Annotated in this window: 24 protein-coding genes, 3 pseudogenes and 1 riboswitch; of the genes and pseudogenes, 14 read left to right on the top strand and 13 right to left on the bottom strand. The window is 56.2% G+C overall.

Annotation, left to right across the window (positions count from 1 at the left end):
- Positions 1–10 precede the first annotated feature (10 nt).
- The gene (locus AAHF05_RS07995) at positions 11–238 is read left to right on the top strand and encodes a YccJ family protein (RefSeq protein ID WP_028019124.1); all 228 of its coding nucleotides are present in this window, start codon (positions 11–13) and stop codon (positions 236–238) included.
- A 32-nt stretch (positions 239–270) separates the two neighbouring features.
- Here AAHF05_RS07995 and agp read toward each other — a convergent pair whose 3' ends face one another.
- Complete coding sequence (gene agp / locus AAHF05_RS07990; protein ID WP_049008444.1) at positions 271–1,512, bottom strand: bifunctional glucose-1-phosphatase/inositol phosphatase; 1,242 nt, start codon at positions 1,510–1,512, stop codon at positions 271–273.
- 152 nt (positions 1,513–1,664) lie between these two features.
- Between agp and AAHF05_RS07985 the strand changes: the two genes are divergently transcribed.
- Positions 1,665–2,108: a helix-turn-helix domain-containing protein gene (locus AAHF05_RS07985; RefSeq protein WP_114978276.1), complete on the top strand. Its 444-nt coding sequence runs from the start codon at positions 1,665–1,667 to the stop codon at positions 2,106–2,108.
- Positions 2,109–2,234: 126 nt separating this feature from the next.
- A complete protein-coding gene (locus AAHF05_RS07980) occupies positions 2,235–3,029 on the top strand; it encodes an SDR family oxidoreductase (protein ID WP_028019127.1) in 795 nt (264 codons plus the stop codon).
- Positions 3,030–3,138: 109 nt separating this feature from the next.
- Here the strand turns inward: AAHF05_RS07980 and AAHF05_RS07975 are convergent, their stop codons facing one another.
- Complete coding sequence (locus tag AAHF05_RS07975) at positions 3,139–3,642, bottom strand: DedA family protein (protein ID WP_049008442.1); 504 nt, start codon at positions 3,640–3,642, stop codon at positions 3,139–3,141.
- Between the two features lie 159 nt (positions 3,643–3,801).
- A riboswitch (M-box (ykoK) riboswitch) is annotated at positions 3,802–3,971 on the top strand.
- A 60-nt stretch (positions 3,972–4,031) separates the two neighbouring features.
- Here AAHF05_RS07975 and AAHF05_RS07970 point away from each other — a divergent pair.
- A complete protein-coding gene (locus AAHF05_RS07970) occupies positions 4,032–5,033 on the top strand; it encodes a magnesium transporter (RefSeq protein ID WP_028019131.1) in 1,002 nt (333 codons plus the stop codon).
- Between the two features lie 95 nt (positions 5,034–5,128).
- A complete protein-coding gene (cybB, locus tag AAHF05_RS07965) occupies positions 5,129–5,680 on the top strand; it encodes a cytochrome b561 (protein WP_049008441.1) in 552 nt (183 codons plus the stop codon).
- Here cybB and hpxK read toward each other — a convergent pair.
- The 7 genes from hpxK to hpxU all read right to left on the bottom strand — a co-directional run bounded on the left by hpxK (position 5,673) and on the right by hpxU (position 12,012).
- Entirely contained in the window at positions 5,673–6,902 is a 1,230-nt protein-coding gene (gene hpxK / locus AAHF05_RS07960) for an allantoate amidohydrolase (protein ID WP_129324462.1), read from the bottom strand. The two genes, cybB and hpxK, sit on opposite strands and share 8 nt — an antisense overlap.
- Entirely contained in the window at positions 6,899–8,140 is a 1,242-nt protein-coding gene (locus AAHF05_RS07955; protein WP_028019134.1) for an alanine--glyoxylate aminotransferase family protein, read from the bottom strand. The genes hpxK and AAHF05_RS07955 overlap by 4 nt, the downstream gene beginning before the upstream one ends.
- Positions 8,141–8,154: 14 nt before the next feature.
- Positions 8,155–8,892 (bottom strand): amino acid ABC transporter ATP-binding protein, encoded by a 738-nt coding sequence (locus AAHF05_RS07950; RefSeq protein WP_008499843.1) that lies wholly within the window; start codon positions 8,890–8,892, stop codon positions 8,155–8,157.
- Positions 8,873–9,529, bottom strand: a complete 657-nt coding sequence (locus AAHF05_RS07945) for an amino acid ABC transporter permease (protein ID WP_049008460.1) — start codon at positions 9,527–9,529, stop codon at positions 8,873–8,875. Before AAHF05_RS07945 ends, AAHF05_RS07950 begins: the two co-directional genes overlap by 20 nt.
- The gene (locus AAHF05_RS07940; RefSeq protein ID WP_129324461.1) at positions 9,529–10,194 is read right to left on the bottom strand and encodes an amino acid ABC transporter permease; all 666 of its coding nucleotides are present in this window, start codon (positions 10,192–10,194) and stop codon (positions 9,529–9,531) included. The genes AAHF05_RS07945 and AAHF05_RS07940 overlap by 1 nt, the downstream gene beginning before the upstream one ends.
- A 4-nt stretch (positions 10,195–10,198) precedes the next feature.
- On the bottom strand, positions 10,199–10,981 hold the full coding sequence (locus AAHF05_RS07935) for a transporter substrate-binding domain-containing protein (protein WP_374936449.1): 783 nt from the start codon (positions 10,979–10,981) through the stop codon (positions 10,199–10,201).
- A 191-nt stretch (positions 10,982–11,172) separates the two neighbouring features.
- On the bottom strand, positions 11,173–12,012 hold the full coding sequence (hpxU, locus tag AAHF05_RS07930; RefSeq protein WP_049008433.1) for a MurR/RpiR family transcriptional regulator HpxU: 840 nt from the start codon (positions 12,010–12,012) through the stop codon (positions 11,173–11,175).
- A gap of 142 nt (positions 12,013–12,154) precedes the next feature.
- Here hpxU and hpxW point away from each other — a divergent pair, with 142 nt between their 5' ends.
- The 7 genes from hpxW (at position 12,155) to AAHF05_RS07895 (ending at position 19,353) form a co-directional block, all read left to right on the top strand.
- Positions 12,155–13,738, top strand: coding sequence for an oxamate amidohydrolase (gene hpxW, locus AAHF05_RS07925; protein WP_129324460.1), 1,584 nt, complete (start codon positions 12,155–12,157; stop codon positions 13,736–13,738).
- A gap of 10 nt (positions 13,739–13,748) precedes the next feature.
- A complete protein-coding gene (gene hpxX / locus AAHF05_RS07920) occupies positions 13,749–13,937 on the top strand; it encodes an oxalurate catabolism protein HpxX (RefSeq protein WP_129324459.1) in 189 nt (62 codons plus the stop codon).
- The gene (locus AAHF05_RS07915; RefSeq protein ID WP_332617483.1) at positions 13,934–15,331 is read left to right on the top strand and encodes an AtzE family amidohydrolase; all 1,398 of its coding nucleotides are present in this window, start codon (positions 13,934–13,936) and stop codon (positions 15,329–15,331) included. Before hpxX ends, AAHF05_RS07915 begins: the two co-directional genes overlap by 4 nt.
- Positions 15,328–15,714: an oxalurate catabolism protein HpxZ gene (gene hpxZ / locus AAHF05_RS07910; RefSeq protein ID WP_129324457.1), complete on the top strand. Its 387-nt coding sequence runs from the start codon at positions 15,328–15,330 to the stop codon at positions 15,712–15,714. Before AAHF05_RS07915 ends, hpxZ begins: the two co-directional genes overlap by 4 nt.
- A 531-nt stretch (positions 15,715–16,245) precedes the next feature.
- The gene (locus AAHF05_RS07905; protein WP_129324456.1) at positions 16,246–18,558 is read left to right on the top strand and encodes an N-acetylmuramidase family protein; all 2,313 of its coding nucleotides are present in this window, start codon (positions 16,246–16,248) and stop codon (positions 18,556–18,558) included.
- On the top strand, positions 18,545–18,991 hold the full coding sequence (locus AAHF05_RS07900; RefSeq protein WP_129324455.1) for a hypothetical protein: 447 nt from the start codon (positions 18,545–18,547) through the stop codon (positions 18,989–18,991). Before AAHF05_RS07905 ends, AAHF05_RS07900 begins: the two co-directional genes overlap by 14 nt.
- The gene (locus AAHF05_RS07895; RefSeq protein WP_028019145.1) at positions 18,988–19,353 is read left to right on the top strand and encodes a hypothetical protein; all 366 of its coding nucleotides are present in this window, start codon (positions 18,988–18,990) and stop codon (positions 19,351–19,353) included. Before AAHF05_RS07900 ends, AAHF05_RS07895 begins: the two co-directional genes overlap by 4 nt.
- Before the next feature lie 127 nt (positions 19,354–19,480).
- Here the strand turns inward: AAHF05_RS07895 and AAHF05_RS07890 are convergent, their stop codons facing one another.
- Entirely contained in the window at positions 19,481–19,813 is a 333-nt protein-coding gene (locus tag AAHF05_RS07890; protein WP_032666991.1) for a hypothetical protein, read from the bottom strand.
- Positions 19,814–19,858: 45 nt separating this feature from the next.
- Between AAHF05_RS07890 and AAHF05_RS07885 the strand changes: the two are divergent.
- A pseudogene (locus AAHF05_RS07885) lies at positions 19,859–19,948 on the top strand (AtzH-like domain-containing protein); the annotation flags it as partial.
- 49 nt (positions 19,949–19,997) lie between these two features.
- On the opposite strand, the pseudogene puuE reads toward AAHF05_RS07885, so the two are convergent.
- The 3 genes and pseudogenes from puuE to AAHF05_RS07870 form a co-directional block, all read right to left on the bottom strand.
- Positions 19,998–20,849 (bottom strand): annotated as a pseudogene (puuE, locus tag AAHF05_RS07880) (allantoinase PuuE); the annotation flags it as partial.
- Positions 20,815–21,688, bottom strand: a pseudogene (gene hpxA / locus AAHF05_RS07875) (allantoin racemase). The pseudogenes hpxA and puuE, both read right to left, overlap by 35 nt.
- Positions 21,688–22,404, bottom strand: a complete 717-nt coding sequence (locus AAHF05_RS07870) for a GntR family transcriptional regulator (RefSeq protein WP_049008408.1) — start codon at positions 22,402–22,404, stop codon at positions 21,688–21,690. The pseudogene hpxA and the gene AAHF05_RS07870 overlap by 1 nt, the downstream one beginning before the upstream one ends.
- A 144-nt stretch (positions 22,405–22,548) precedes the next feature.
- On the opposite strand from AAHF05_RS07870, the gene AAHF05_RS07865 reads away from it, so the two are divergent.
- The gene (locus AAHF05_RS07865; protein WP_028019149.1) at positions 22,549–24,045 is read left to right on the top strand and encodes an NCS1 family nucleobase:cation symporter-1; all 1,497 of its coding nucleotides are present in this window, start codon (positions 22,549–22,551) and stop codon (positions 24,043–24,045) included.
- The last annotated feature ends 11 nt before the right edge of the window (positions 24,046–24,056 follow it).

The raw sequence follows: 24,056 nt of genomic DNA, 5'->3' as shown, positions 1-24,056 counted from the left end.
GAGGACAAGTATGCCTACTCAAGAATCAAAAGCCCACCGCGTGGGTGAATGGGCAAGTTTACGCAATACCTCTCCGGAGATTGCCGAAGCCATTTTTGAAGTCGCAAAATATGACGAGAAGCTGGCAGAGCAAATTTGGGAAGAAGGCAGCGATGAAGTGCTAATGCGCGCCTTCGAAAAGACGGACAAAGACGCGCTCTTCTGGGGTGAGCAAACCATCGAACGTAAAAACGTCTGAAACAATCCCCCCGCCAGGGCGGGGGGTATCTTCTATTTCGCCGCGTTGTTGATTACCGCATTGAATTTATCGACCGGACAGAAACCGTTGGCATCAACCGGACATCCCTTCAGTTCCAGCGTCACGCGCTGCGCCGGAGACTGCAGCGACAGCACGCTGGCGTTTCGCAGCTGCTCCGAACTCTGATAGACATACTCAATTTTCATCAGCTCCTGATTGGCATTTTTGTCATGCCAGCGCTGGAAAACAATCTTGCCGCCAATCGGGGTACGTTCCTGCTGGTCGTGCAGCTGATACGGTTTGAAATCCAGCGCGGTGAGCAGCGAAGCAATGTTCGAATCATGCCCCACCAGCACGGTGATTTTTGGCGCTTTGGCCTGATCGGTCACCAGGGCTTTGTCGATATATTTCACCAGCGGTTTCGCCACGTTTTGCGCCACTTCGGTGGAGGTAAACAGCGAATCCTGATAGCCGTTCTTCAGCTTCGACAACACGCGCCACTGCTGGTCGGTTTTGATTTCTCCCCAGGCCACCTTATCGGCCGGGAAACCTTCGTAATACTGCAGCGTAAACGCATCGACCAGCGAGTTCCCCACTTTCAACGGTCCGGATACGCCGGGCTCTTTTTCATAGTCTGCGCTGAAGGTATCTTTCGCGTCCGCCAGCGAGCATATTTTCTTCTCTTTGCAGGACGGCGAATCAGCATAACTGGTCATCTGCTCCAGCAGCTTATAGCTTTCTCCGAGCTGCATTTTCTGCCGTTCCGCTTCCATCGCCTTCAGCGCTTTTTCGCGGAACTCAGGCGAGTTATCGGTAATCACCGGATTAAAGGTCGGATCCATGGTGCCCATTTTTTCCTGGTGATGCACAGGGATATCGCATCCAGGGAAGGCCCCCGTGATGAAGAACTGCGCGGTGGCAACGGTACGTTGCAGGCTGTTGGCATAGGCGTAGACGCTATCCGCTGGCGGACATTCTCCCGTCTTCACCATCCCCTGCTCAGCCAGCCATTCCCGCATGTAATGGCCCATGTAGACTTCAAGCACGCCACCTTTGGTGGTGAGCTGACCGCCTGGTACCTCCCATTCCGGCCACTGCTTCGGCGTCGATTGTTCCAGTACGCTGCCGTTATTGGCGAGCGGCGCGCGTAGGTTATGACGACTCATAATTAAAACTTGCTCCAGCTGATACCCTTCCGGCGTCTCTTGCGCCTGCACGCCAAATGTCGCTGAAATGGAACCGGCGATTGCCAGCGCGAGTAGTGCTTTTCTCATCCCTAATTCCTCACTCGTTTTAAATGTCGCGTTTAGTGTGACAGATTCGTGACACTTTTCCGGGAAGCATTTCTCAAACTGATGAATAACAGACTTACCCGGTAGACAGATTAGTTTTATAATAAAACCATACCCCCGCCGGAGAATTGACTGTGAAACGTACCCGTCTTGAAGAGAGCACCTGCCCTGTAGCCCGTTCGCTGGATATCATCGGCGACTGGTGGTCATTGCTGATTGTTCGCGACGCGTTGCGGGGTATCACGCGCTTCGGTGAGTTCCAGAAAAGCCTCGGTATTGCGAAAAACATGCTGACCACGCGTCTGAAACTGCTGGTCGACGAAGGTATCCTCACGCTCCAGCCGGCATCCGACGGCAGCGCCTGGCAGGAGTATGTCCTCACCGATAAAGGGCGCGCCCTGCAGACGGTACTGGTTGCTCTGTCGCAGTGGGGCAATGAATTTTTGTTTGCTGAAGACGAATTCGGCACCGTGCTGGTCGATACCGAACAGCGTAAACCTCTGCGTAAACTGGCACTTATCGCCGACGATGGCCGCGAACTGACACCTGAAGAGATCGTACCAAAACTTCCTTCCTGACCCGCTTCGCCAGGCAAAAACAAAAAATTGCCAGCAAAATGGTTGCATTATAAAACCAAATGACAGAGAGTAAATTAAGTTTCATATTGAAACCAAATAACCCACTTTGCTCAGAGGTAACACACGATGACTACGCAACTCACTACCGCCCTGATTACGGGCGCCTCTTCCGGAATTGGCGCTGTTTATGCCGATCGCCTGGCTGCACGTGGCACCAATCTGGTGCTGGTCGCCCGACGTGAAGCACGTCTGCAAACGCTGGCCGCGGATCTTCGCAAGCGCTATGGCGTATCTGTCGATATTCTGGTCGCCGATCTGACCGAGGAAACCGGGATCCGCGCCGTGGAAGAGGAACTGCGCAGCAATACCGCTATCGACACGCTGATTAACAACGCAGGCACGGCGCAGATGGCGCCCTTCCTCGCGGGCGATGTGGCGCAGCATCAGGCGATTAATACCCTTAACACCACGGCATTGATGCGTTTGACGTATGCGATCCTGCCGCGTCTGGCGCAAAACAATCGCGGTACGCTGATCAATATCGCCTCGGTATTGTCCCTGCATGTGCGGGCGGGTAGCGCGCTGTACAGTGCCACCAAGGCGTGGGTGCTTAGCTTTACCCGCGGACTACAGGAAGAGTTTGCCGACAGCAATGTGCGTATTCAGGCTGTTTTGCCTGCCGCCACGGCTACAGAGATCTGGAGTCATTCTGGCGTGACGGTTAACGATCTGCCGGAAGGCTCGGTGATGACGACCGACGATATGGTCGACGCATCGCTGGCGGGTCTGGATCAGGGCGAACTGATCACCATTCCACCGATGCATGACGTCAGCCTGTGGGAACGCTACGAAGTCGCACGTCTTGAGCTGTTTAACAGCGCGCGCACCGGTATTCCTGCACCGCGCTATGTCAAACAGTAGTCTATCGTTTGAGCTGGTCGCCGTATTCACGCATCCAGGCGGCCAGCGGCGAGAGCGCGCCCTGTAGGGGTAACCCCAGTTCAGTTATCTGGAACAGGAAACCTGTAGTTCAAAAGGCGCTGATGCCGGTAACAATGCCGACGTACAGCGCCGCCCATACGGCCGCAGAGAACAGACTGACGACGTATACCTTCGCCACGTTAAGCCTGAGCATACCCGCTGCCAGCGGCACGATATAGCGCAGCACCGCCAGAAAACGCGCAGTGAACAGCACCAGCACGCCGTTTTTCTGTAGCTGATGTTGCACCCGTAAAAATTTGCCGGCATGTTTTGCGGTGAAGCGTGCCACCCACCGCGTGTTCCCCATCAACTGACCGATATGGTAATTCAGCACCGAACCCACCGTTGCGCCCATCACCACGGCCAGCCATGCCAGCGCAGGATGCATGCTAGCCTGGCTGACGGTAATGCCCGCCAATAGCATCACCGAGGCAGGAGGCAGCACGGAAGAGATCAGCACCGTCGATTTACTCAGTGCCATGATAAACAACACCGCAAAAAGGTGTGCCGGATAAAGCGCAAAATGATTCAGCAGATTGTCGAGCCATGTCATTTTCCCCTCCTCCATTTTTCTTTTCACTCTCCATTTAAAATGAACAACCTTAAATAAACCTTCAACATTCCATTAATAAGATTCTCCTAAACCATTCTTAAACATTATTTAAAATCCTGAGCGGTAAAATAAAATAAGCGTATTATTTCTTTCGTTTTACAACGATCTCGTTATGGCGAGGCTCCTGTACAAATACACGTTATCGCTCTGGTGGGTTCGAGAGAACCGGCACAGGGTAAAACAGGCACTGTCGAATCAAGGCTTTGTCAGTATAACTTCCCTCGCGGGATACGGTGTACAGTGCTGAAACCAGGACGTGGGGATCTCCTCTTCGACATGCCCTGTCTTGCTCGCCCCTGAGAGATTTTATTATTCAAAGGGAATTCACTATGTCTTACGCTATTCACAACCAAAACCTGGCATTCAATGACAGCGCCATCGCGCAATATATGAATACCGATTTTATTGTCCTCGATATTTCATTATGCGTGGCGCTGGCACGCGAGCAATTCTTTGAGAAATTAAAAGATGATGATATTCCGTCGCATATTTTTATCGAAGATAATGGTCGCCTGGCGGGCATGATTGCGGTGCGCAAATTACTGCAGACCACCGATACGGTACAACCGGTGAGAGCGCTGATGATCTCGCAGTTTCTGCAGGTCAAACCGGAGGATGAACGCGCCGATGTCGCAGGCCTGCTGGCACACGGTGGTGCGGATGTCGTGCCCGTGGTCACCCATGGAAAGCTGGTTGGCTGCCTCACCGAACGCGAAATTGCGCATCTGCTGGAAGATGACGTCACCGAAGATGCTCAGCTTCAGGGGGCGACTCTGCCGCTGGAGAAACCCTATCTGGAAACCAGCGCCTTCAGTCTGTGGAAGAAACGCTCCGTCTGGCTGCTGCTGTTGTTTGTCGCAGAAGCTTATACCAGCTCGGTGATCCAGCATTTTGAAGAGGCGCTGGAATCCGCCATCGCACTGGCGTTCTTTATCCCGCTGCTGATTGGTACCGGTGGTAACAGCGGAACGCAGATCACCTCCACGCTGGTGCGCGCCATGGCGCTGGGGGAAGTGCATCTGCGTGATGTTGGCCGCGTGCTGCGTAAAGAGATGAGCACCTCGCTGATGATAGCCGCCACGCTCGGCCTGGCCGGGTGTATTCGTGCCTGGATGATGGGTATTGGGATGGAAATCACGCTCATCGTCAGCCTGACCCTGGTCTGCATTACGCTGTGGAGTGCGATTGTCTCGTCCGTCATTCCGATGGTGCTTAAGCGCTGTGGCATTGATCCGGCCGTCGTCTCCGCGCCGTTTATCGCCACGCTGATCGACGGTACCGGGCTGATTATCTACTTCAAGATCGCGCAATATACGCTGGGGTTGGAGTAATTTAACGCGCCTTGTCGTCCAGGCTAAGACCGTTAATGTCTGCTTAAGTTATTTCTTCTATAACTCACCTTATAACCCTGTAAGGTGAGTTAAAAATGAAAAACAGCTACGCACGAAGCCAGATAATAATTCACTGGCTGGTCCTACTGGTGATTATCGTCGCCTATGCCACCATGAACCTGAAAGGGTTCGCACCGAAGGGAACACCCGCGCGAACCACTATGGGGCTGATCCACTACACGGCAGGGCTAAGCGTTCTGCTGCTGATGATCCTCAGAGTGGTGCTGAAGCTGCGAAACAGCGATCCGGATATTGTTCCTGCCCCGCCACGCTGGCAGGAGATTGCCTCAAAATCCCTTCACGGATTGATCTACCTGATGTTCATTTCACTTCCTCTGCTGGGCATGGCCTCTCTTTACTTCGGTCAGATTGAGTGGTCGTTTTTCGGGATCGCACTGCCCGTCGCGGCCACACCAGACGTGAACCTGCAACACGGGCTGAAAGAGGTCCATGAGATCATCGCCAATGCCGGTTATTACCTGATTGGTCTGCACGCTGCCGCTGCGCTGTTTCACCATTACGTCATGCATGACAACACCCTGGAAAGGATGCTGCCCGCATTACGAACCCGGAAAAACACTAAATAGACGCCAGCGATGTGACCGCGAGCCCAAACGCCTCAATCGCCAGCGCGACATCTTCAGCCATCACCGACTCCGCCGGATGGTGGCTGATGCCCCCCTTGCAACGCACGAACAGCATCCCGACCGGCCAGCGCTCCGCCAGGGCGATAGTGTCATGCCCGGCACCGCTGGGCAGGGATAACGAGCGCCCTTGTACCGACTCAACGGCCTCCCCCAGCAGACGCTGCAAACGCGTATCGCACGGCGTGGCGGCGATGCGGTAAAACTCTTCGGCAGCAAAATGCATCCCGCGTCGGGCCGCTATCGACTGCGCCTGCAACAGCAGTTCACCGAGCAGCGCATCAAGCGGCGCATCCTGCGGGCCACGAATATCCAGCGAAAGCGCAACCTCGCCGGGGATCACGTTCACCGCACCGGGAAAACAGCGCAGCTCACCGACCGTCGCGACCAGATTACCGCCGTGTTGCAGAGTGGCGTTTTCAACCTGCATCATCCATTCAGCGGCCGCCGCCAGTGCGTCTTTGCGATGATTCATGGGTACGGTCCCGGCATGGCCGGCTTCACCGATGAAGCGACAATTGAGGCGGCGTGCGCCGTTAATGGCTTCCACCACCCCCAGCGCCAGACCTTCCTGCTCCAGACACGGCCCCTGTTCGATATGCAACTCGAGACAGGCGCTGAAATCGTCCTGATGTCGCGCCGCCAGTGCCACACGTGAAGGATCGAGTCCTGCCTGCACCATCGCCTGCGCCACGCTGACGCCACCGGCATCGCACGTCTCCAGCCAGCCCTCCGGCCAGGTTCCCGTCAGACCACGGCTACCTAATAGCGTGATGCCAAAGCGGGTACCTTCTTCATCACCAAAGCCGACAATTTCGATAGCCTGCGCCAGGCGAATCCCCCGCTGATGCAGACTGTCCACCACTTCGATGGCGGTGAGCACCCCGAGCATGCCGTCGTAGCGCCCGGCATTGCGCACGGTGTCCAGGTGCGAACCCAGCAACACCGCCCGGGCGCCCTCTCGCTCGCCTTCGTAACGTCCGCAAATATTACCCACGCTGTCCTGCCAGACGGTCATCCCCGCCTGGCTCATCCACTGCCCAACCAGCTGGTTGGCCTGTAAATGCTGCGCGGAGAGATACACCCGTGTCAGCGCATCCGGGCTTTCGCTGATGGCGGCCAGCGCGTCGGCGCGCGCCATCACCCGTTCTGCCGCCGGGCTCATTCTGGCGTCTCACTGCGATAGTGGTCCCACGCGGCCTGCATCGCCGCGCCCTGCGTAGTGGTAAATTTCAGGTAGTTGAGTACCGACTCCAGCGCGCTCAGGGTGGTCATCACGCAGTCTTTACGCGCGTTGTAGCCCATAGTGCCAATGCGCCACACTTTGCCATGCAGCGGGCCAAATGACGTGCCGATTTCAATCCCGAAATCCTCCAGCATCAGCTTGCGCACCCGATCGCCATTCACGCCCTGAGGGATCACCACCCCCAGCACGTTGTTCATCTTGTGCTGCAGGTCGCCGAAAGTTTCCAGCCCCATCGCCTGAATGCCTTTCAGCAGCGCATCGCCGTGCAGCTTGTGGCGAGCGATGCCGTTATCCAGCCCTTCCTGCAGGATCAGACGCGCACATTCGCGGGCGCCGAACAGCGCGGTGGTCGCTTCGGTGTGGTGGTTGAGACGCTCTGGCCCCCAGTAGTCCATCACCATACCGAGATCGAAGTAGTTGGAGTAGATCATCTCCTCGTCGCCGTCGCGGTGGGCGTCGGTACGAATGCCCTCCTCAACGCACTTGCGGCGGCGGATCGCCTCCTCCATTCGCGCGCTAAGGGTGATCGGCGAAGTGCCCGACGGACCGCCGAGGCACTTCTGCATCCCTGCCGAGACCGCGTCCAGCCCCCAGGCGTCAGTCTCCAGCGCGTTACCGCCGAGCGAGGCCGTGGCATCGGTATAAAACAGCACGTCGTAACGGCGGCAGATGGCACCCAGCTCCGCGAGCGGCTGCAGCATGGTGGTGGAGGTATCGCCCTGCACGGTCAGCAGCAGGCGCGGGCGCACGCGTTTGATGGCATCTTCAACCTGGTCTGGGGTGAACACCTCGCCCCAGGGGACTTCGATGGTGTGTACCTCCGCGCGGCAGCGGCGGGCAATTTCGCACAGCAGATGACCGAAGCGGCCAAAGACCGGTACCAGCACTTTGTCCCCTGGACGAATGGCTGACACCAGAATCGCTTCTATCCCCGCGCGGGATGTGCCGTCCACCAGCATCGTCCAGCGGTTTTCGGTGCGGAATACACCGCGATAGAGCGCCATCACCTCGTTCATGTAGTGGGTCATGGCCGGATCGTACTGGCCAATCAGCTGGCTCGACATGGCGCGCAACACGCGCGGGTCGGCGTTGATCGGGCCCGGCCCCATCAGCAGGCGCTGCGGCGGGTTGATTTGCGGAAAGTGTGCGATGTCCATTTTGGTGTCCTTCATTAGTTGAGACCGCGTACGGAGGAGATAAATTGCTTCAGTTCTGTGGTCTGCGGGTTGGCAAACAGCGTTTTGCTGTCGCCCTGCTCCCACACTTTCCCCTGATGCATAAACACCACGCGGTCGCCCACTTCGCGGGCAAAATTCATTTCATGCGTGACAAGGATCAGCGTCATCCCTTCGGCCGCCAGTTGCTCCAGCACTTTGAGCACTTCGCCCACCAGCTCCGGGTCAAGCGCGGAGGTGATCTCGTCACAGAGTAAAACTTTAGGCGACATCGCCAGGGCGCGGGCAATCGCCACGCGCTGCTGCTGGCCCCCGGAGAGGCTCGACGGGTAGTAATCCAGACGGTCACCTAACCCGACTTTCTCCAGCATGCGCTGCGCCAGCTCTCGACATTCGGCGGCGCTTTTCTTCAGCACCCGACGCGGAGCGAGCATCACGTTTTCCAGCGCCGTCATGTGCGGGAACAGGTTGAAGCTCTGGAACACCATACCGACCGAGCGGCTGATTTCACGCGCCTGGGAATCCCGGTCGGTAATGGTCATGCCGCCGAGTTTGATGCTGCCGTCCTGATACCCTTCCAGACCGTTGATGCAGCGCAGCAACGTGCTTTTCCCCGACCCGCTGCGTCCGATAATCGAAATGACCTGGCCCATGTCGATATCCAGATCGACTCCCTTGAGCACATGGTTATCGCCGTAGTACTTCTGCACCTGATTAATGGTGATGAGAGGCATTGAATTTCGTCTCCAGATAGCGGCTGTAACGGGACAGCGGATAACACAGAATAAAGTAGCCCAGCGCCACCAGCGCAAAGACCTTAAACGGCTGGTACGTGACGTTAGTCAGCATCGTCCCGGCCTTGGTCAGCTCGATAAAGCCGATAATCGACGCCAGCGCAGTACCTTTGATCACCTGCACGGCAAAACCGACCGTTGGGGCGATGCCGATACGTAGCGCCTGCGGGGCGACCACGCGAAACAACGTCTGGCCAAACGTCAGCCCGAGACAGCGCGACGCTTCCCACTGTCCTTTTGGCAGGGCACGAATACTGCCAAACCAGATATCGAGCAAAAAGGCACTGGTGTAGAACGTCAGCGCCAGCGAGGCGGCGGTCCACGGCGAAACGTCGATGCCGAACAGCGCCACGCCAAAGAAGGCCAGGAATAGCTGCATTAGCAGCGGCGTGCCCTGAAACAGCTCGATATAGCCGCGGATGATGCGCTTCACCGTGCGTCCACCAGTGAGGCGCAGCAGCAGGAGCGGCAGCGTCACCACCGCCCCGCCGACAAACGCCACCAGCGACAGCAGCACCGTCCAGCGCCCGGCCAGCAGCAGGTTGCGAATAATGTCCCAGTCGGTAAAGGTGGTCATCATGCCTGCACCCCCAGCCATTTCCGTCCTGCCGCCATCATCAGCTGGCGCAGGGTAATCGACAGCGCTAAGTAAATGCCGGTTGTCACCAGGTAAACCTCAAAGCTCAAAAACGTTCGGGACTGGATGAGGTTGGCGGCGAAGGTCAGCTCTTCATACGAGACCTGCGACACCACCGACGAGCCGAGCATTACGATAATACACTGGCTCACCAGCGCCGGGTAAATGCGCTGCAGCGCGGGCGGCAGCACCACGCGAATAAAGGTCTGCAGGCGGGTCAGCCCCAGCACGCGTCCGGCTTCCCACTGCCCTTTCGGCGTGACCTGAATGCCTGCCCGGATAATTTCGGTGCTGTACGCCCCCAGGTTCACCACCATCGCCAGCAGTGCCGCTTCCCCGGCGGTCATTTTCAGCCCCAGATTAGGCAGGCCGAAAACGATAAAAAACAGCTGTACCACAAACGGCGTGTTACGAATAATCTCCACGTAACCGCCCCAGATCCGGCTGAACCACGTCGCCCGCCCGCTGCGAATGGCCGCCCCAAAAATACCGATTGCCAGGCCGCCGAAAGTTGCCATAACGGTCAGTTGAATGGTGACCCACAACCCCGCCAGCAACTCCGGCCAGTGTGGCCAGAGTTCGGAGAAATGAAGTTGCTCTGTCATCGGCTCAGACGCCAAGGTTTGCCGGCAGCGGAGCTTTCAGCCATTGCTCAGACAGGCCGTTCAGCGTGCCGTCTTTGATGCCTTGTTCAATCAGCGCATCCACTTTTGCTTTCAGCGCCGGTTCATTCTTTTTCAGCCCAATAAAGCACGGTGAGTCCTTCAGCATAAAGCTCGGTACCGGGGCTTTAGCCGCGTTCTGGCGGGAAATGCCCGCCACCACCAGGTTGCCGGTGGCCACATACTGCACCTGCCCGGAAAGGTAGGCAGACAGCGTGGTGTTGTTGTCTTCATAGCGTTTCACGTCAGCGTCTTTCGGTGCCAGGCTGGTCAGCACCATGTCCTCCACCGCCCCGCGCGTCACGCCGATGGTTTTTCCGCTCAGCGCGGCGGCATCTTTCAGCTCTGCTCCTTTCGGGCCAAACACGCCGAGGAAGAACGGTGCGTAGGCGCGGCTAAAATCGATCACCTTCTCGCGCTCCGGGTTTTTACCGAGGCTTGAAATGACCAGATCCACCTTATCGGTTTGCAGGTACGGCACGCGGTTGGCGCTGGTCACGGGTACCAGCTGTAGCTTGAGCTTCATCTGTTTAGCCAGATAACGCGCCATGTCGATGTCATACCCCTGCGGCTGCAGATCGGTCCCCACCGAGCCAAACGGCGGGAAATCCTGCGGAACGGCGATGCGGATGGTGCCGCGTTTCTCAATATCCTGAAGCTGGTCCGCCTTTGCGGGCAGTTGTGTGAAGAGACATACGGCCCCGGTCAGTGCAATCAACAGTTTTTTCATGGTGCTTCCCCGTAACGTTAACATGAAACAAAAGATTCTTTGAATGTGATTTTGCAACTAATGTGCCAGACAAGGCGAAGCGGGAAATATTCTTGTAAAGCCTGATAAAACGCAGGCGGGTCGAAAAAACGCGTGTTTTCCCGACCCGCCAAATGCACCATTTAGATGCAAAGCACCAGCCTGATGCCCCATTATCGTTGTTCGAGTTCGTCCAGTTGCTGGTAGAGGGAGGCAATCTCGTGAATGCGCGGACGGCCTTTATCGAGAATCTCATGCAGGAAGGCATTCGCCAGCAGGTTGATCAGGCTGTTGACCGAGGAGTAGCTGTCATAGGCCGAAACGCTGTCCAGCGGGGCGCAAAGCTGCCAGCTTGCCAGCGGAAACAGGCTGTGCGCCTGCGGCTCGCACATCAGCAGCACCGGAATTCCGCTTTGCTGAAGCTGCTGCATCAGCGGGCGGACAATACGCGGGCGACGGCGAAAAGCCATCATGATAACCAGGTCGTCAGCGGTTAAATCTACCAGCTCCTCGCTCAGGCTCTGCCCGGGCTGCGGCAGCACCAGCACCTGTCCGCGCGCCTGCAGCAGCTGCTGGCGGAGATGCAAGGCTGCCGGATAGGCGTTACGCATACCAATAATGATAATGCGCCGCGCTTTCACCATGCAGGCCATCGCCTCGGCAAACTGCTGCGCGTCGAGGGCATTGACCCACTGGGTCAGGTTCGCCATCTCCTGTTTATAGTGACGTGCCAACAGCGTATTACCCTGCACCGCGTCACGGTTATCGGTAAGCGGCATCCCGCTCTGGCGCAGCGTGCGTAGTTCGTCGCGCATGTCCTTATATTTCTCATAGCCCAGACGCTTAAACAGGCGGCTCACGGTGGCTTTCGACACCCCGCTGAGCTGCGCCAGCTCGGCGCTGTTGTAGCTAATCAGGTCGTCAAAGTGATCGAAAATAAAATCCGCCACCCGCTGTTCCTGCGGCGACAGTGACGGGTATTGTGCTTTCAGACGTTCATCCAGTTGTTCCATAGCGCCTCTGTAACTTTTGTTTCATCACTTTTTACTTTTGATTCTACCTTTCATTATACGTGCCAGTTTACTGAAACTTTTCTTTCAGAACTGGAACAGCTTTTGCAGCACCTTGTGACTTTCAGAGTTACGAGGACGCTTCATGCAAAGTAATGTCTCCACGCACGGCATGGCCGTTGCGCCCCACCATCTTGCCAGCCAGAGCGCGCTGGCAGTACTGCGCGAAGGCGGCAGCGCGATAGAAGCGATGGTCGCAGCGGCAGCCACCGTTGCCGTGGTTTACCCGCACATGAACGGGCTGGGTGGCGATGGCTTCTGGCTTATCGTGCCGCCGGAAGGCGATCCGATCGCCATTGACGCCAGCGGTGCGGCGGGTTCGCTGGCAACGCTCGCCGCCTACGACGGGCTGGCACATATTCCCCATCGCGGACCTCAGGCGGCGCTGACCGTCGCCGGAACGGTCAGCGGCTGGGACGAGGCGCTTAAGGTCTCGCGCGAGATGACCGGCAAGGCGCTGCCGCTGGCTCGCCTGCTGGCCGACGCCATTGATTACGCGCAGAATGGCACGCCGGTCACTGCCTCTCAGGCCAGCGCCACGGCCAGTAAATACGAGGAACTGAAAGAGATCCCAGGATTCGCGGAAACCTGGCTGGTGGACGGCAAACCGCCGCAGGTCGGGAGCCGTTTTTACCAGCCCGCCATGGCCTCAACGCTCAAACGCCTGGTAGAGGACGGTCTGGACAGCTTTTACCGCGGCCCGCTGGCAGAGTGCCTGGCGCGGGGAATGGCGAAACTGGGTCTGCCCGTTACGCTGGCCGATTTACACGCGCATGCCGCCCGGCGCACCACGCCGCTGCGCTTGCAGCATCAGCAGGGGGAGATCTTTAACCACGCCCCGCCGACGCAGGGGCTAGTCTCGCTGGCGATACTCGGCATCACCGATCGCCTGAATATGGCGAAGGCCGACGACGCCGAAACCATTCACCGCATCGTTGAAGCCACCAAGCTGGCCTTTGGCCTGCGCGATGCCCACATCACCGACCCGCGCGAGCTGAAAACCGATATCCAGAGCCTGCTGGAACCCGCTGCCCTTCAGACGCTTGCCGGACAAATTGACGACAGCCGCGCCGCACCGTGGGGCACAGGAAAAGGCCCCGGCGATACGGTGTGGATGGGCGTGATGGATAACAGCGGGCTTGCCGTGTCGTTTATCCAGAGTATTTATCACGAGTTTGGCAGCGGCGTGGTGCTACCCGATACCGGCATCGTCTGGCAGAACCGGGGCGCCTCTTTCAGCCTCGACCCCGATCATCTTCTGTCGCTTGCCCCTGGCAAACAGCCCTTCCATACCCTCAACCCGGCGGCGGCACGGCTGAACGACGGGCGCGTGATGGTCTACGGTTCGATGGGCGGAGACGGGCAACCACAAACCCAGGCCACGCTCTTTACCCGCTACGTCGTTCAGGGCGTTCCGCTGCAGGAGAGCATCTCCCGCCCGCGCTGGCTGTTGGGACGCACCTGGGGACAAACCTCGGACACGTTAAAACTGGAAGGCCGCTTTACCGCTGAGACGGTCTCTCAGCTCCGGACGCTGGGTCATGAGGTGGAAATGTTCCCTGACTTCAGTGAAGCCATGGGCCACGCGGGCGCGATTGTCCGCCACCCGAACGGCCTGTTCGAAGGGGCATTTGACCCGCGCAGCAACGGCGCGGCTGCCGGATTCTGAGGAGAAAACAATGACGACACAACAACCCGACTGGCACGCGTATCTGGCGCAAATGGAAACCGTGCTCGGCGTGACGCTGGACGCCTCCCGTCGCGCCGAGCTGCAATTGCAGTTCAGCCGCATTGCCGCCATGGCCGCGCCGCTGATGGCGCTACCGCTCGACGACCGTCTGGAGATTGCAGGAGTGTATAAAGCATGACGCTACACGAGATGAGTATCAGCGCGATCCAGCAGGCCCTGAGCGCGGGCGAGCTGAGCGCGAGCGAGATTGCCCGCCAGACGCTTGAGGCAATTGCCCGCGTTAACCCGCAGATCAACGCCTGGACCGCCGTAACGGAAGAACGCATGCTGGCCGAGGCAGAAAATATAGACACCCTGCGCCGGGAAAAGCGACCATTGCCGCCGCTGGCAGGCGTGCCCTACGCGGTGAAAAACCTGTTTGACGTTGCCGGACACACCACGCTTGCCGGGGCGGAACTGTTCAGCCAGCGCCCTGCCGCTGCCGCAGACAGCTTTGCGGTACGTCAGTTGCGCAGTGCCGGCGGGTTGCTGACCGGGATGGTTAATATGGATGCCTACGCCTACGGCTTTACCACTGAAAATAGCCACTACGGCGCGACGCATAACCCGCACGATATGGCGCGCATTGCGGGGGGATCGTCCGGCGGATCTGCCGCCGCCGTTGCCGCCGGGCTGGTGCACTTTTCGCTCGGAACCGACACCAACGGCTCCATTCGCGTTCCGGCTTCCCTGTGCGGGATATATGGCCTGAAGCCCACTTTTGGCCGCTTATCGCGCTCCGGTAGCCATCCTTTTGTGGCAAGTCTGGACCATATCGGCCCGTTTGCCCGCCGCGTGAGCGATCTGGCGTCGGTATACGACGCGCTGCAAGGGCGGGATACCAGCGACGGTTTTCAGGCAGAAAGCTCGCGCGAACAGACGCGTCCCTTGCTCGATCGCGGGCTTGATGGTCTGCGCTGCGCCGTGCTTGGCGGCTATTTCACCACCTGGTGCGACGCGGACGCCCGCGACGCCGTAGCGCGGGTGGCAAAAGCGCTCGACGTGCAGGATGAACTGCATTTCCCGGATGCCGAACTGGCACGTTCCGCAGCGTTTATCATCAGCGCCTCCGAAGGAGGAAATCAGTACCTGCCCGCGCTTCGCGGCGAGCCTGAACGATTCGAACCACACTCGCGTGAGCGGCTGCTGGCCGGGGCGATGATCCCCTCCGCCTGGTACATCCAGGCCCAGCGTTTTCGCGCGCACGCCCGGCAGGCGTTCAAAACCTTATTCGCCCAGGCTGATATCCTTATCGCCCCGGCAACGCCACGCAGCGCCACGCTGATTGGCGAGCAATTCATGGAAATCAACGGTCAGCAGCTACCCGTACGCGCCAGCATGGGGATGCTGACGCAGCCGATTTCGTTTCTGGGTTTGCCCGTCACCACCGTTCCGCTACGCACCGCCGTAGGTGCGCCGATTGGCCTGCAGTTGATTGCCGCGCCGTTTAACGAGCAGGCCTGCCTGCGCGTGGCGCGGGTTCTGGAAGAGAGAGGAATAACCGATGCCCGTCCGGCGGAGAGTGCAGCATGATGAATCACGATGACATTAACCTCCCGTGGGTGGTTACAGAGGTGACGGCCGCGTTTTACCGCTATGAAGACGCGCTGGTGAGCAACAACATTGCGGTGCTGGATGAGCTGTTCTGGCATGACAAAAATACGGTGCGGCTGGGTGCGGGTGAAAACCTGTACGGCATTGAGGAAATCCGCGCCTTTCGCGCGGCACGTCCGTCCGCCGGGTTGCAGCGGACGTTGCGTCACACGGTGATCACCACCTTCGGTGAGGATTACGCCGTGTGCAGCACCGAGTTTACCCGCGAAGGCACAGAACGCATTGGACGCCAGCAGCAGACGTGGGTGCGGTTTGCGTGCGGGTGGCGGATCGTGGCGGCACAGGTGAGTGTGATGTCGTAATGAAAAGATGCTTACAGTTTCATCCATAGGCCACCGCTGAGATATTTACTCACGGTTGTTTATCGGGTTGCATAAGTCCCTCTGCTTTATCGAAAAAATGATCGTGGTCATTTTACAAACGAAAGACATGCATCTGGGTGAATAGTTATTCATGACCTCAGAATTCACCAGGCGCGTTTTTCGTTTTTTTTTTTATTGCGGCTCAGAGTGGGAAATCGCTCTGAGCGCTTTTTAGCAGTGCACGTAATGGTACGGAAAAATACAAAACGGATATTGTCGTCATTCTTCAGGCCTGGAAGAGAGAATCGGTGATGTGTTGATGCCACCAGGCATGGAAGGCGGCATCATTCGCCCGTCGTCAATCCGCCGATACCAGGGTGAGATACAATAAAGCACAGTTCCCCGCGCTTCGCGACCCCTGCTAAGCCGTCTTTTCCGTCATATATAGCAATACAGTTGCGTTAATTTCTGCTTCCCTTTTTTTAACTCCCTGCGATGATTAAGGTTTTGAGGGATTTCACTTAAGGAAGGATGATGAACATACGTTATCCGGTACGGAAAGCCGACGGACGGGACTATAAGAACTATGACGAACTGCTGACCGACATCCGCAAAAACGCCCACGGGTGGTGGTTACTTGGCGTAAATCGCTACTGGCACGGGGGGATCCACATCGGGACGTCATCGTCTCCGGCCTCGGTGCTGGATCAGGATATTCCGGAAAAATCGGTGCCGCTCCAGTTCATGATGGACGGCGAGGTGGTGGCATGGCGGGTTAACCGCGATTACGCGGCTATCGAGTGTAATCAGGAACGCCCCCTGCGCCAGTCCGGTACCTTTGTGCTGGTTAAATCAGTTTACAAGCCAGACGAACAGGATGAAGCTACCTGGCTGACGCTGTACCAGCTTTACATGCACATCGCGCCATTGTCAGAATTTCCGAAACGCCCGCTTTACCGGGTCACACCGAAAGGCCACGGCGTGCGGATGCGTAAACATTCCCGCCATGATGACAGCCGTGAAATCGCGCCGGACGTGCTGGCAAATAAACACGGCCACGCCAGAACACTCGTGCAGGGCGACACGCTTGCCCTACTGCAACAGAAATCATTTTTACTGGAACAACGACCGGAGCCGTTCGCCCTGGTGCAGCGTCTTCAGGACGGTAAGCCCGCCGGAGAACTTTTCTGGGTCTCAATGCGCCCGGAATTTCTGGAGCCTGACGGCGAATGTTATGTGTGCCTGCCTGACTGGATGCACAGCGCACTGAATCACGGTGTGTTTGATGATGTGGTAGTGCCACCTGCGCCGCTGAAAGTGGCGGTAAAAGCAGGGGATGCGGTCGGATTCCTCGGCGCTCAGGATCTGGCTGACGAAGATAACTATCCGCAGGTTATCACCACGGAATATAAAGCCCATATCGAGTTGCTGAGCCTTGATGAGCATGTGCCGGATATTGTGGCAAACGTGAAAGGGATTAAAGCGGGCAAACAGTTCATTAAGCTGAAGCTGAAACGCCCGCTGTACCTTAGATGCGGGGAGGACGAGGAAAGTACCTTTGAGCAAATAAGTGCCATTACCCGAGCCGATGCCGGAAAAAATATTCCGCGTGATGCCACGTACCCGTTTACGGATAAAAACGGCGTAACATACTTTCAGATCCGCCCGCATACGTGGATGCACCAGGACGACGTGGAGCAGCTCAGTCAGCATGATTTAGCGGGACTCAACTTTCACTGTATTGAAGCTGAACATACTACCGATTTTACGCGCACGCTGGATGAACGCTGGCTGATTGATGCCCTGAAAAGCATCCGCGCACACTTTGATGGAGAAAAGGGACCGGATAGCTCACAGGCCGGAATGTTTTATGACAGCCTTATCCGTAATACTGAAAACAGAAGACCGCCCAGCCCATATCCCGATAAATCTCAGGATGCGCAGCTGTTTGGAGCACTGCATACGAACCAGATGAACATCCCGGAATATGCTCGACGCCTGATAGTAAAACACGACAGCGACTGGCACAGTACCCGCGATGATACACGCTGGTCATCAGTATTTAAGGCCAGGGATGAAAGCCCGGTTGTTAAGATGGCCAACGGGGGATTTCTGGATGCATCGCGCTGGATGGATAAGGTGCCGCCGTTCGCCAGTCAGCGGTCAGTATGGCATTTTCATCCGCTTGAGTTTCTGGAAATATTACGAAGTGCAGAGTTTCCCAAGACTCCTGTGAATGGGGAGCTAACTCCTATAGAGTTTATTAATTTCTATAATGGAGACAAAATTGACGATACTGATTATGAAGAGGCTGCAAAGGAATTGGGATGTGAAGTCGCAGCAATTAAAGCTGTAGCAAAAACAGAAACCGGCTCCTATGGAGCCTATTTTAAATTTGAAGATAACGATGATTATGTTCCTGCGATATTATTTGAAAGGCATCACTTTCATAAATATACGAATGAAAAGTATGACCAGTTCGACGATATATCAAATCCTGCTGCGGGTGGGTATGGTGCAACATCAATACAGTATGCAAAACTAGTCAAAGCGTATACTCTAGACAAGAAAGCAGCTTTAAAATCAGCCTCTTGGGGTAAGTTTCAGATTTTGGCGTCGAACTATGCCACAGCAGGCTACGCTAGCCCTGAGGATTTCGTTTTTGCATTAAGTAAGTCTGAGAAAAATCAGTTGAAAGCATTCGTTAGTTTCATTAAAGCTGATAGGGTTTTATTGTGTTCCATTCGGACTAAAGATTGGCTTTCGTTTGCACAAAGATATAACGGACCAAGGCAGAAGGGATATAATTTAAAAATGGAGCGAAATTACAATGCATCATTATAAGTTCTTTGCGTTAGTTGCGATTTTTTTGTGTGGTTCATCGTTTGCAAGTGATGAATATTTTGTGTGCAATACTGCAAAAGGAACAATCAAACTAGATGAAAACAAAGGTGTACTTCGGTACACCTTATCGAAAGACCACAAAACTGAATTTAACTATGAGTCGAAAGGTAATGATTATTCAGGATTTAAATACAATCATTACTCACGATTTCAAACTGATTATTTCAACGTGTCGTTTGTAAATGCAGAGTATAAATACACGATATTTAGTAATTATGAGGGTGAGAGTGAAAGTCGTGGGGTTAGTGTTACAAATCTGAATAGCAAGAAGGAATCTGTTTACGATTGCAACTCCGTTGTCATTGATCGTCTTAGTGATTTGTCGGCAAAACTGGCTTGTGATAAAGATTCCGCTTTGGGGTGTGAAGGATGAAAAATCTAAAATATAGCATTGTTTTGCTCTTGTCGTTCATTGCATATTCAGGAGTCAGCACTGCTGCATTTTCTGAGGAGGAAAATAGCCAACTTGCGAGCATTAATCAAAAAAGTTCAGGGGAAATAAAAGCAGCATTAGATAATTTAAACAAATCTGTTGATGCACAAATCAATAATAATCAAGATCATAAATCATTGATTCTTGAGCTAAAAAAATCATGGGGAGAGATGATTGATAAAAAATGCCAATTGGAAACGATTGATTCGAAAGGAACTGATGCTGAAACAGCCGAAGTGAGCAATTGCCTTGTAAGAAGCTACCAGGAGGAAATGAAGTATTTCGATGCGATGCTCCCGTAACATCAGCTCCAGGCACGCATCCTTTTTTTGGTGCGCATAATGTAGCACGCGTTATGTTGAACAGGCCGCTGCGAGAATCGAGCACCGCAGCAGCCTATTTACACATAACGTCATTATGCGAACCAAATCACCAGTAATAACTGTTACATCTGTGGAAATAATAAATGATTCCATACCCGATCTCATTTACTGCCAAGAAGACAATCAACTGCCAGAACGCGCTACCGTACCAGCTAATATCCATCTGAATAGGAAAGTCATCTCGAATGCCTGCGTTATAATCCAGCACCGGAAAAAGGCTGCACCAGAACAGGCTGACCATAAACGGTGCTGTGAATTTGATTACGTTAAAATCAGAGTGGTAGCTCCAGAAAAGAACGCTAGTGGCTGCCAGTCCCCAGACCACTATTTTGAGGCCGGCTTCAGTTGCAACGTCCCATGGAACGTCAAACGTCCTCATGATCTAGACCGCAAAACCGATTGTAAGCACACCCGTTTTAGTTCCACACAGCGACCTGGTCGCCAGCAGCAGACGTGGGTGCGGTTTGCCTGTGGGTGGCGGATCGTGGCGGCACAGCTGAGTGTGATGGCGTAAGATAGCTGGCCGGGTAAGGCGTAACCGCCACCCGGCTAAACACGACACATTACTTCTGAAACGGATGCACCTCCCGCCAGTGGTCGGCAATCTGCTGACGGGTACAGACCCACACCCGCTCATGCTGCTGCACATAATCAAGAAAGCGCTGCAACGCGCGAAAACGCCCCGGACGCCCCAGCAGGCGGCAGTGCATGCCGATGGACATCATCTTCGGCGCGCTTTCCCCCTCTTCATACAGCACATCAAAGCTGTCCTTCAGATACGTATAAAACTGCTCGGCGGTGTTAAACCCCTGCGCGGTCGCAAAGCGCATGTCGTTGGCATCCAGCGTGTACGGCACAATCAGGTGTGGTTTACGGGTGCCGTCGCTGCACGCCACTTCCGTCCAGAAGGGTAAGTCATCGCCATAGTAGTCGCTGTCGTAGTCAAAGCCACCGTGCTCCACCACCAGCTGGCGCGTGTTAGGGCTGTCGCGTCCGGTGTACCAGCCGGTCGGCGGCTTGCCAAACAGATCGGTCAGCACATGCACCGCTTTCTGCAGATGTTCGCGCTCCTGGCTGATGTCCATATTCTGATAATGGATCCAGCGCCAGCCGTGGCTCACCACGTCATAATCCGCCGCCTTGATTGCCTCGACGATCTCCGGGTGACGCGCCAGCGCCATCGCCACGCCAAAGACCGTCAGCGGCAGACCGCGTTTCTGAAATTCATTGTGGATCCGCCAGAACCCGGCGCGGCTGCCGTATTCGTAGAGGGAGTCCATGGACATATGTTTATCGGGATAGCTGGCTGCACCGATGATATCCGACAGGAATTGCTCTGAACCGGCATCGCCGTGCAGAACGTGGTTTTCCGCCCCTTCTTCATAATTGAGCACAAACTGCACGGCGATGCGCGCCTGATTCGGCCACTGCGCGTGCGGCGGGTTACCTGCGTAGCCACGCAGATCCCGCGGGTAATCCTGTTCAAAAAGCGCCATTACGTCTCCCCTCATCTTCAAAATGGATTCAGTGCCTGAAACTGTCCGCTTAACGCTTTTTTCTCCGGGAACGCCAGGTCCCCATGCTTGCTGGTCGACAGCCCTAGCGCCACCAGCGACTCCACCATTTTCACCGCCGCGCTGACGCCGTCGATGACCGGCACACGCAGCTCGCGCGTCAGCTCCTGCGCCAGCGTCGCCATACCTCCGCAGCCCAGCACAATGGCCCCGCAGCCATCTTCTTTCAGTGCCTGTATACAACGCGCGCGCACTTTTTCCTGCGCCAGACCGCTGCCGTCTTCCAGCGCCAGCACCGGGAGATCGATGGCGTGCAGGGCTGCACAATGATCCTGAAAGCCATACTGGTGCAGCAGGTGACGGGCGATGATCAGCGTGCGCGGCAGCGTGGTGACAATAGAAAAGCGTGTCGCCACCAGCGTGGCCATATGCATGGCGGCTTCAGCAATACCGACAACCGGCCCCTGCGCCAGCTCGCGCGCCGCCAGCAGGCCCGGATCGCCAAAGCAGGCAATCACGTGACCCGATACGCCCTGCTCTCTGCCTTTTTTGATCTGCTCAAGGACACCAACGGCGGCAATGGCCTCATCAAAATGGCCTTCTATCGACGGCACGCCTGCAGTCGGACAGACCGCGAGGATCTCCGTACCCGGCGACGCCACCGCCCGGGCCGCCGCGCCGATGGTTTCCGTTATCGCGAGGCTGGTGTTGGGGTTGATCACTTGTATACAGACAGACATTACGACTCCTTGTGGCCGGCAAACAGCCGGGCAAAATCAGGCAGACATTCGCCCGCCCGCTCGAAGCAGAGGCTGGCGACGATATGTTCAAAATGGTGCATCAGGGCATCGCTTAGCGGCTGGAGCGCTTTCTGGCGCAGCAGCTCCACAAGCTGTTCGTGATCGTTACAGCGGCAACCCTGACGCCACGGCGCGCCCCAGGTGGCAATCACCAGCGACGAGCGCTGGCTCAGGCTGGTCACCATCTCCGTCAGCACCTGGTTGCCGGAGATGGCCTGCAGCTGAATGTGAAAATTGGCGGAGTGGCGGATTGCCGCCGGGCCGTCGTACGCCTCGTGCGCCTGCTGCTCCTGACGAATAATGGCTTCCAGTGCCGCCAGATGTGGCGGCTGGCAGTGGGCCAGCACGTCCGGCAGGTTGGCGACCTCCAGCAGAGCACGTGTGCGAAAGATATGTTGCGCCTCTTCTACTGTCGGGCTGGCGACATGTGCACCACGTTTGGGCGTTAACGTGACCATTTGCACAGCCGCGAGTCGTTGCAGCACCTTGCGGATGCCCGTGCGGCTCACGCCGAAGACCTCGGCCAGCGCTTCTTCCGGCAACTTACTCCCCGGCAGCAGCTGATGTTCGACAATCGCAGTCATCAACGCCTGAAAGATGGATTCGTCTTTGTCTTGCAGGTCTGGCGCGGCGTGCAGACTGTTTACGTTGTTCATTACCCACTCCACTTTTTACTTTCCGATATCGAATCGTATACATAAAAATAAAATATTGCATACAAGATTTATTATTTTGGCCTGGATCCTGCAACACCCGTTGCACTCCCACTTAACGGGTTTTCATTCACAGGAGCAGGTTTCATGCCAAACAGACAAAATACGCAGCAAGGTACGGCCGCTGATTCCGGTGCGGTTTACAGCCCACGGCTTTGCAATGAGGATCTGGCACCGACGCGTGACCAGAACTGGAGCTGGTACAACATCTTTTCTTTCTGGATGTCGGACGTTCACAGCATGGGGGGTTATGTTGTCGCCGCGAGCTTCTTTACGCTCGGGCTGGCAAGCTGGCAGGTGTTGCTCTGCCTGCTGGTGGGGATTTGCATTGTACAGCTGTGCGCCAACCTGGTGGCCAAACCGAGCCAGATGGCGGGTGTGCCCTATGCGGTGATCAGCCGTCAGGCATTTGGCGTCTTCGGGGCGAACATTCCGGCGGTGATTCGCGGGCTTATCGCCTTCGCGTGGTACGGCATTCAGACCTATCTGGCCGCCAACGCCCTGATGCTGGTGGCGCTGAAGTTCTGGCCATCGCTCTCTTCGCTCACCGCCGACTCTTTCCTCGGGTTGTCGCACCTGGGTTGGATCTGCTTTGCCATTATGTGGGTATTGCAGGCGATGGTCTTCTGGCACGGCATGAGCGCCATCAAGCGCTTTATTGATATTGCCGGTCCGGCGGTGTACGTGGTGATGCTGGCGTTGGCGGGCTGGATTGTATACAAGACCGGGTTCGACGGGATCTCCTTTACCCTTGCCAGCAAATCCCTGAGCGCGGGCGAGCAGACCTGGCAGATGATCACGGCGACCGCGCTGGTGGTCTCTTACTTCTCCGGCCCGCTGCTCAACTTTGGTGATTTCTCGCGTTACGGCAAAAGCATGGGTGAAATTCGCCGTGGAAACCGCTGGGGACTGCCGTTTAACTTCCTGCTGTTCTCCATCGTTACCGTGGTGATTGTCTCCGGCACCCAGTCGCTGTTTGGCCGCATGATCACCGACCCAATTGAAACCGTCAGCCGCGTGGGCAACGATCTGGCCGTGGCAATTGGTCTGCTGACGATGATCACCGCCACCATCGGGATCAACATCGTGGCGAACTTTGTCTCCCCGGCGTTTGATTTCTCTAACTGCTCGCCGCAGAAAATCAGCTTCCGCACCGGAGGGATGATTGCCGCCGTTGGTTCGATTCTGCTCACTCCGTGGAACCTGTTCAACTCTCCGGAGCTTATCCACTACACCCTGGACGTGCTCGGGGCGTTTATCGGCCCACTGTTCGGTATTCTGATTGCGGACTTCTACCTGATTAAGCGCGGGAAAGTCTCTGTGGACGATCTGTTTGACGACACGCCAAAAGGCAAATACTGGTATCGCAACGGCTTTAACCCGAAAGCCATCGCTGCGCTGCTTCCGTCCGTTGGCATAGGGCTGGTGATAAGCTTCATCCCGGCCCTGCACGAAGTGGCGAACTTTAGCTGGTTTATCGGCGTCTTCCTCGGCGGCGTGACCTACCGCTGGCTCGCGCGGGAAGAGCGCGAAGTGGCTGCTGCCCCGCAATTTAATTCCCGCGTGGCGACGCAAAAAGAGTAACCCTTCCTTCT

The sequence above is a fragment of the Enterobacter adelaidei genome, assembly GCF_041937165.1.
Lineage (GTDB): Bacteria > Pseudomonadota > Gammaproteobacteria > Enterobacterales > Enterobacteriaceae > Enterobacter > Enterobacter adelaidei.
The sequence above is the reverse complement of the archived record's forward strand: the minus strand, read 5'-3'. Positions and strand labels throughout refer to the sequence as shown.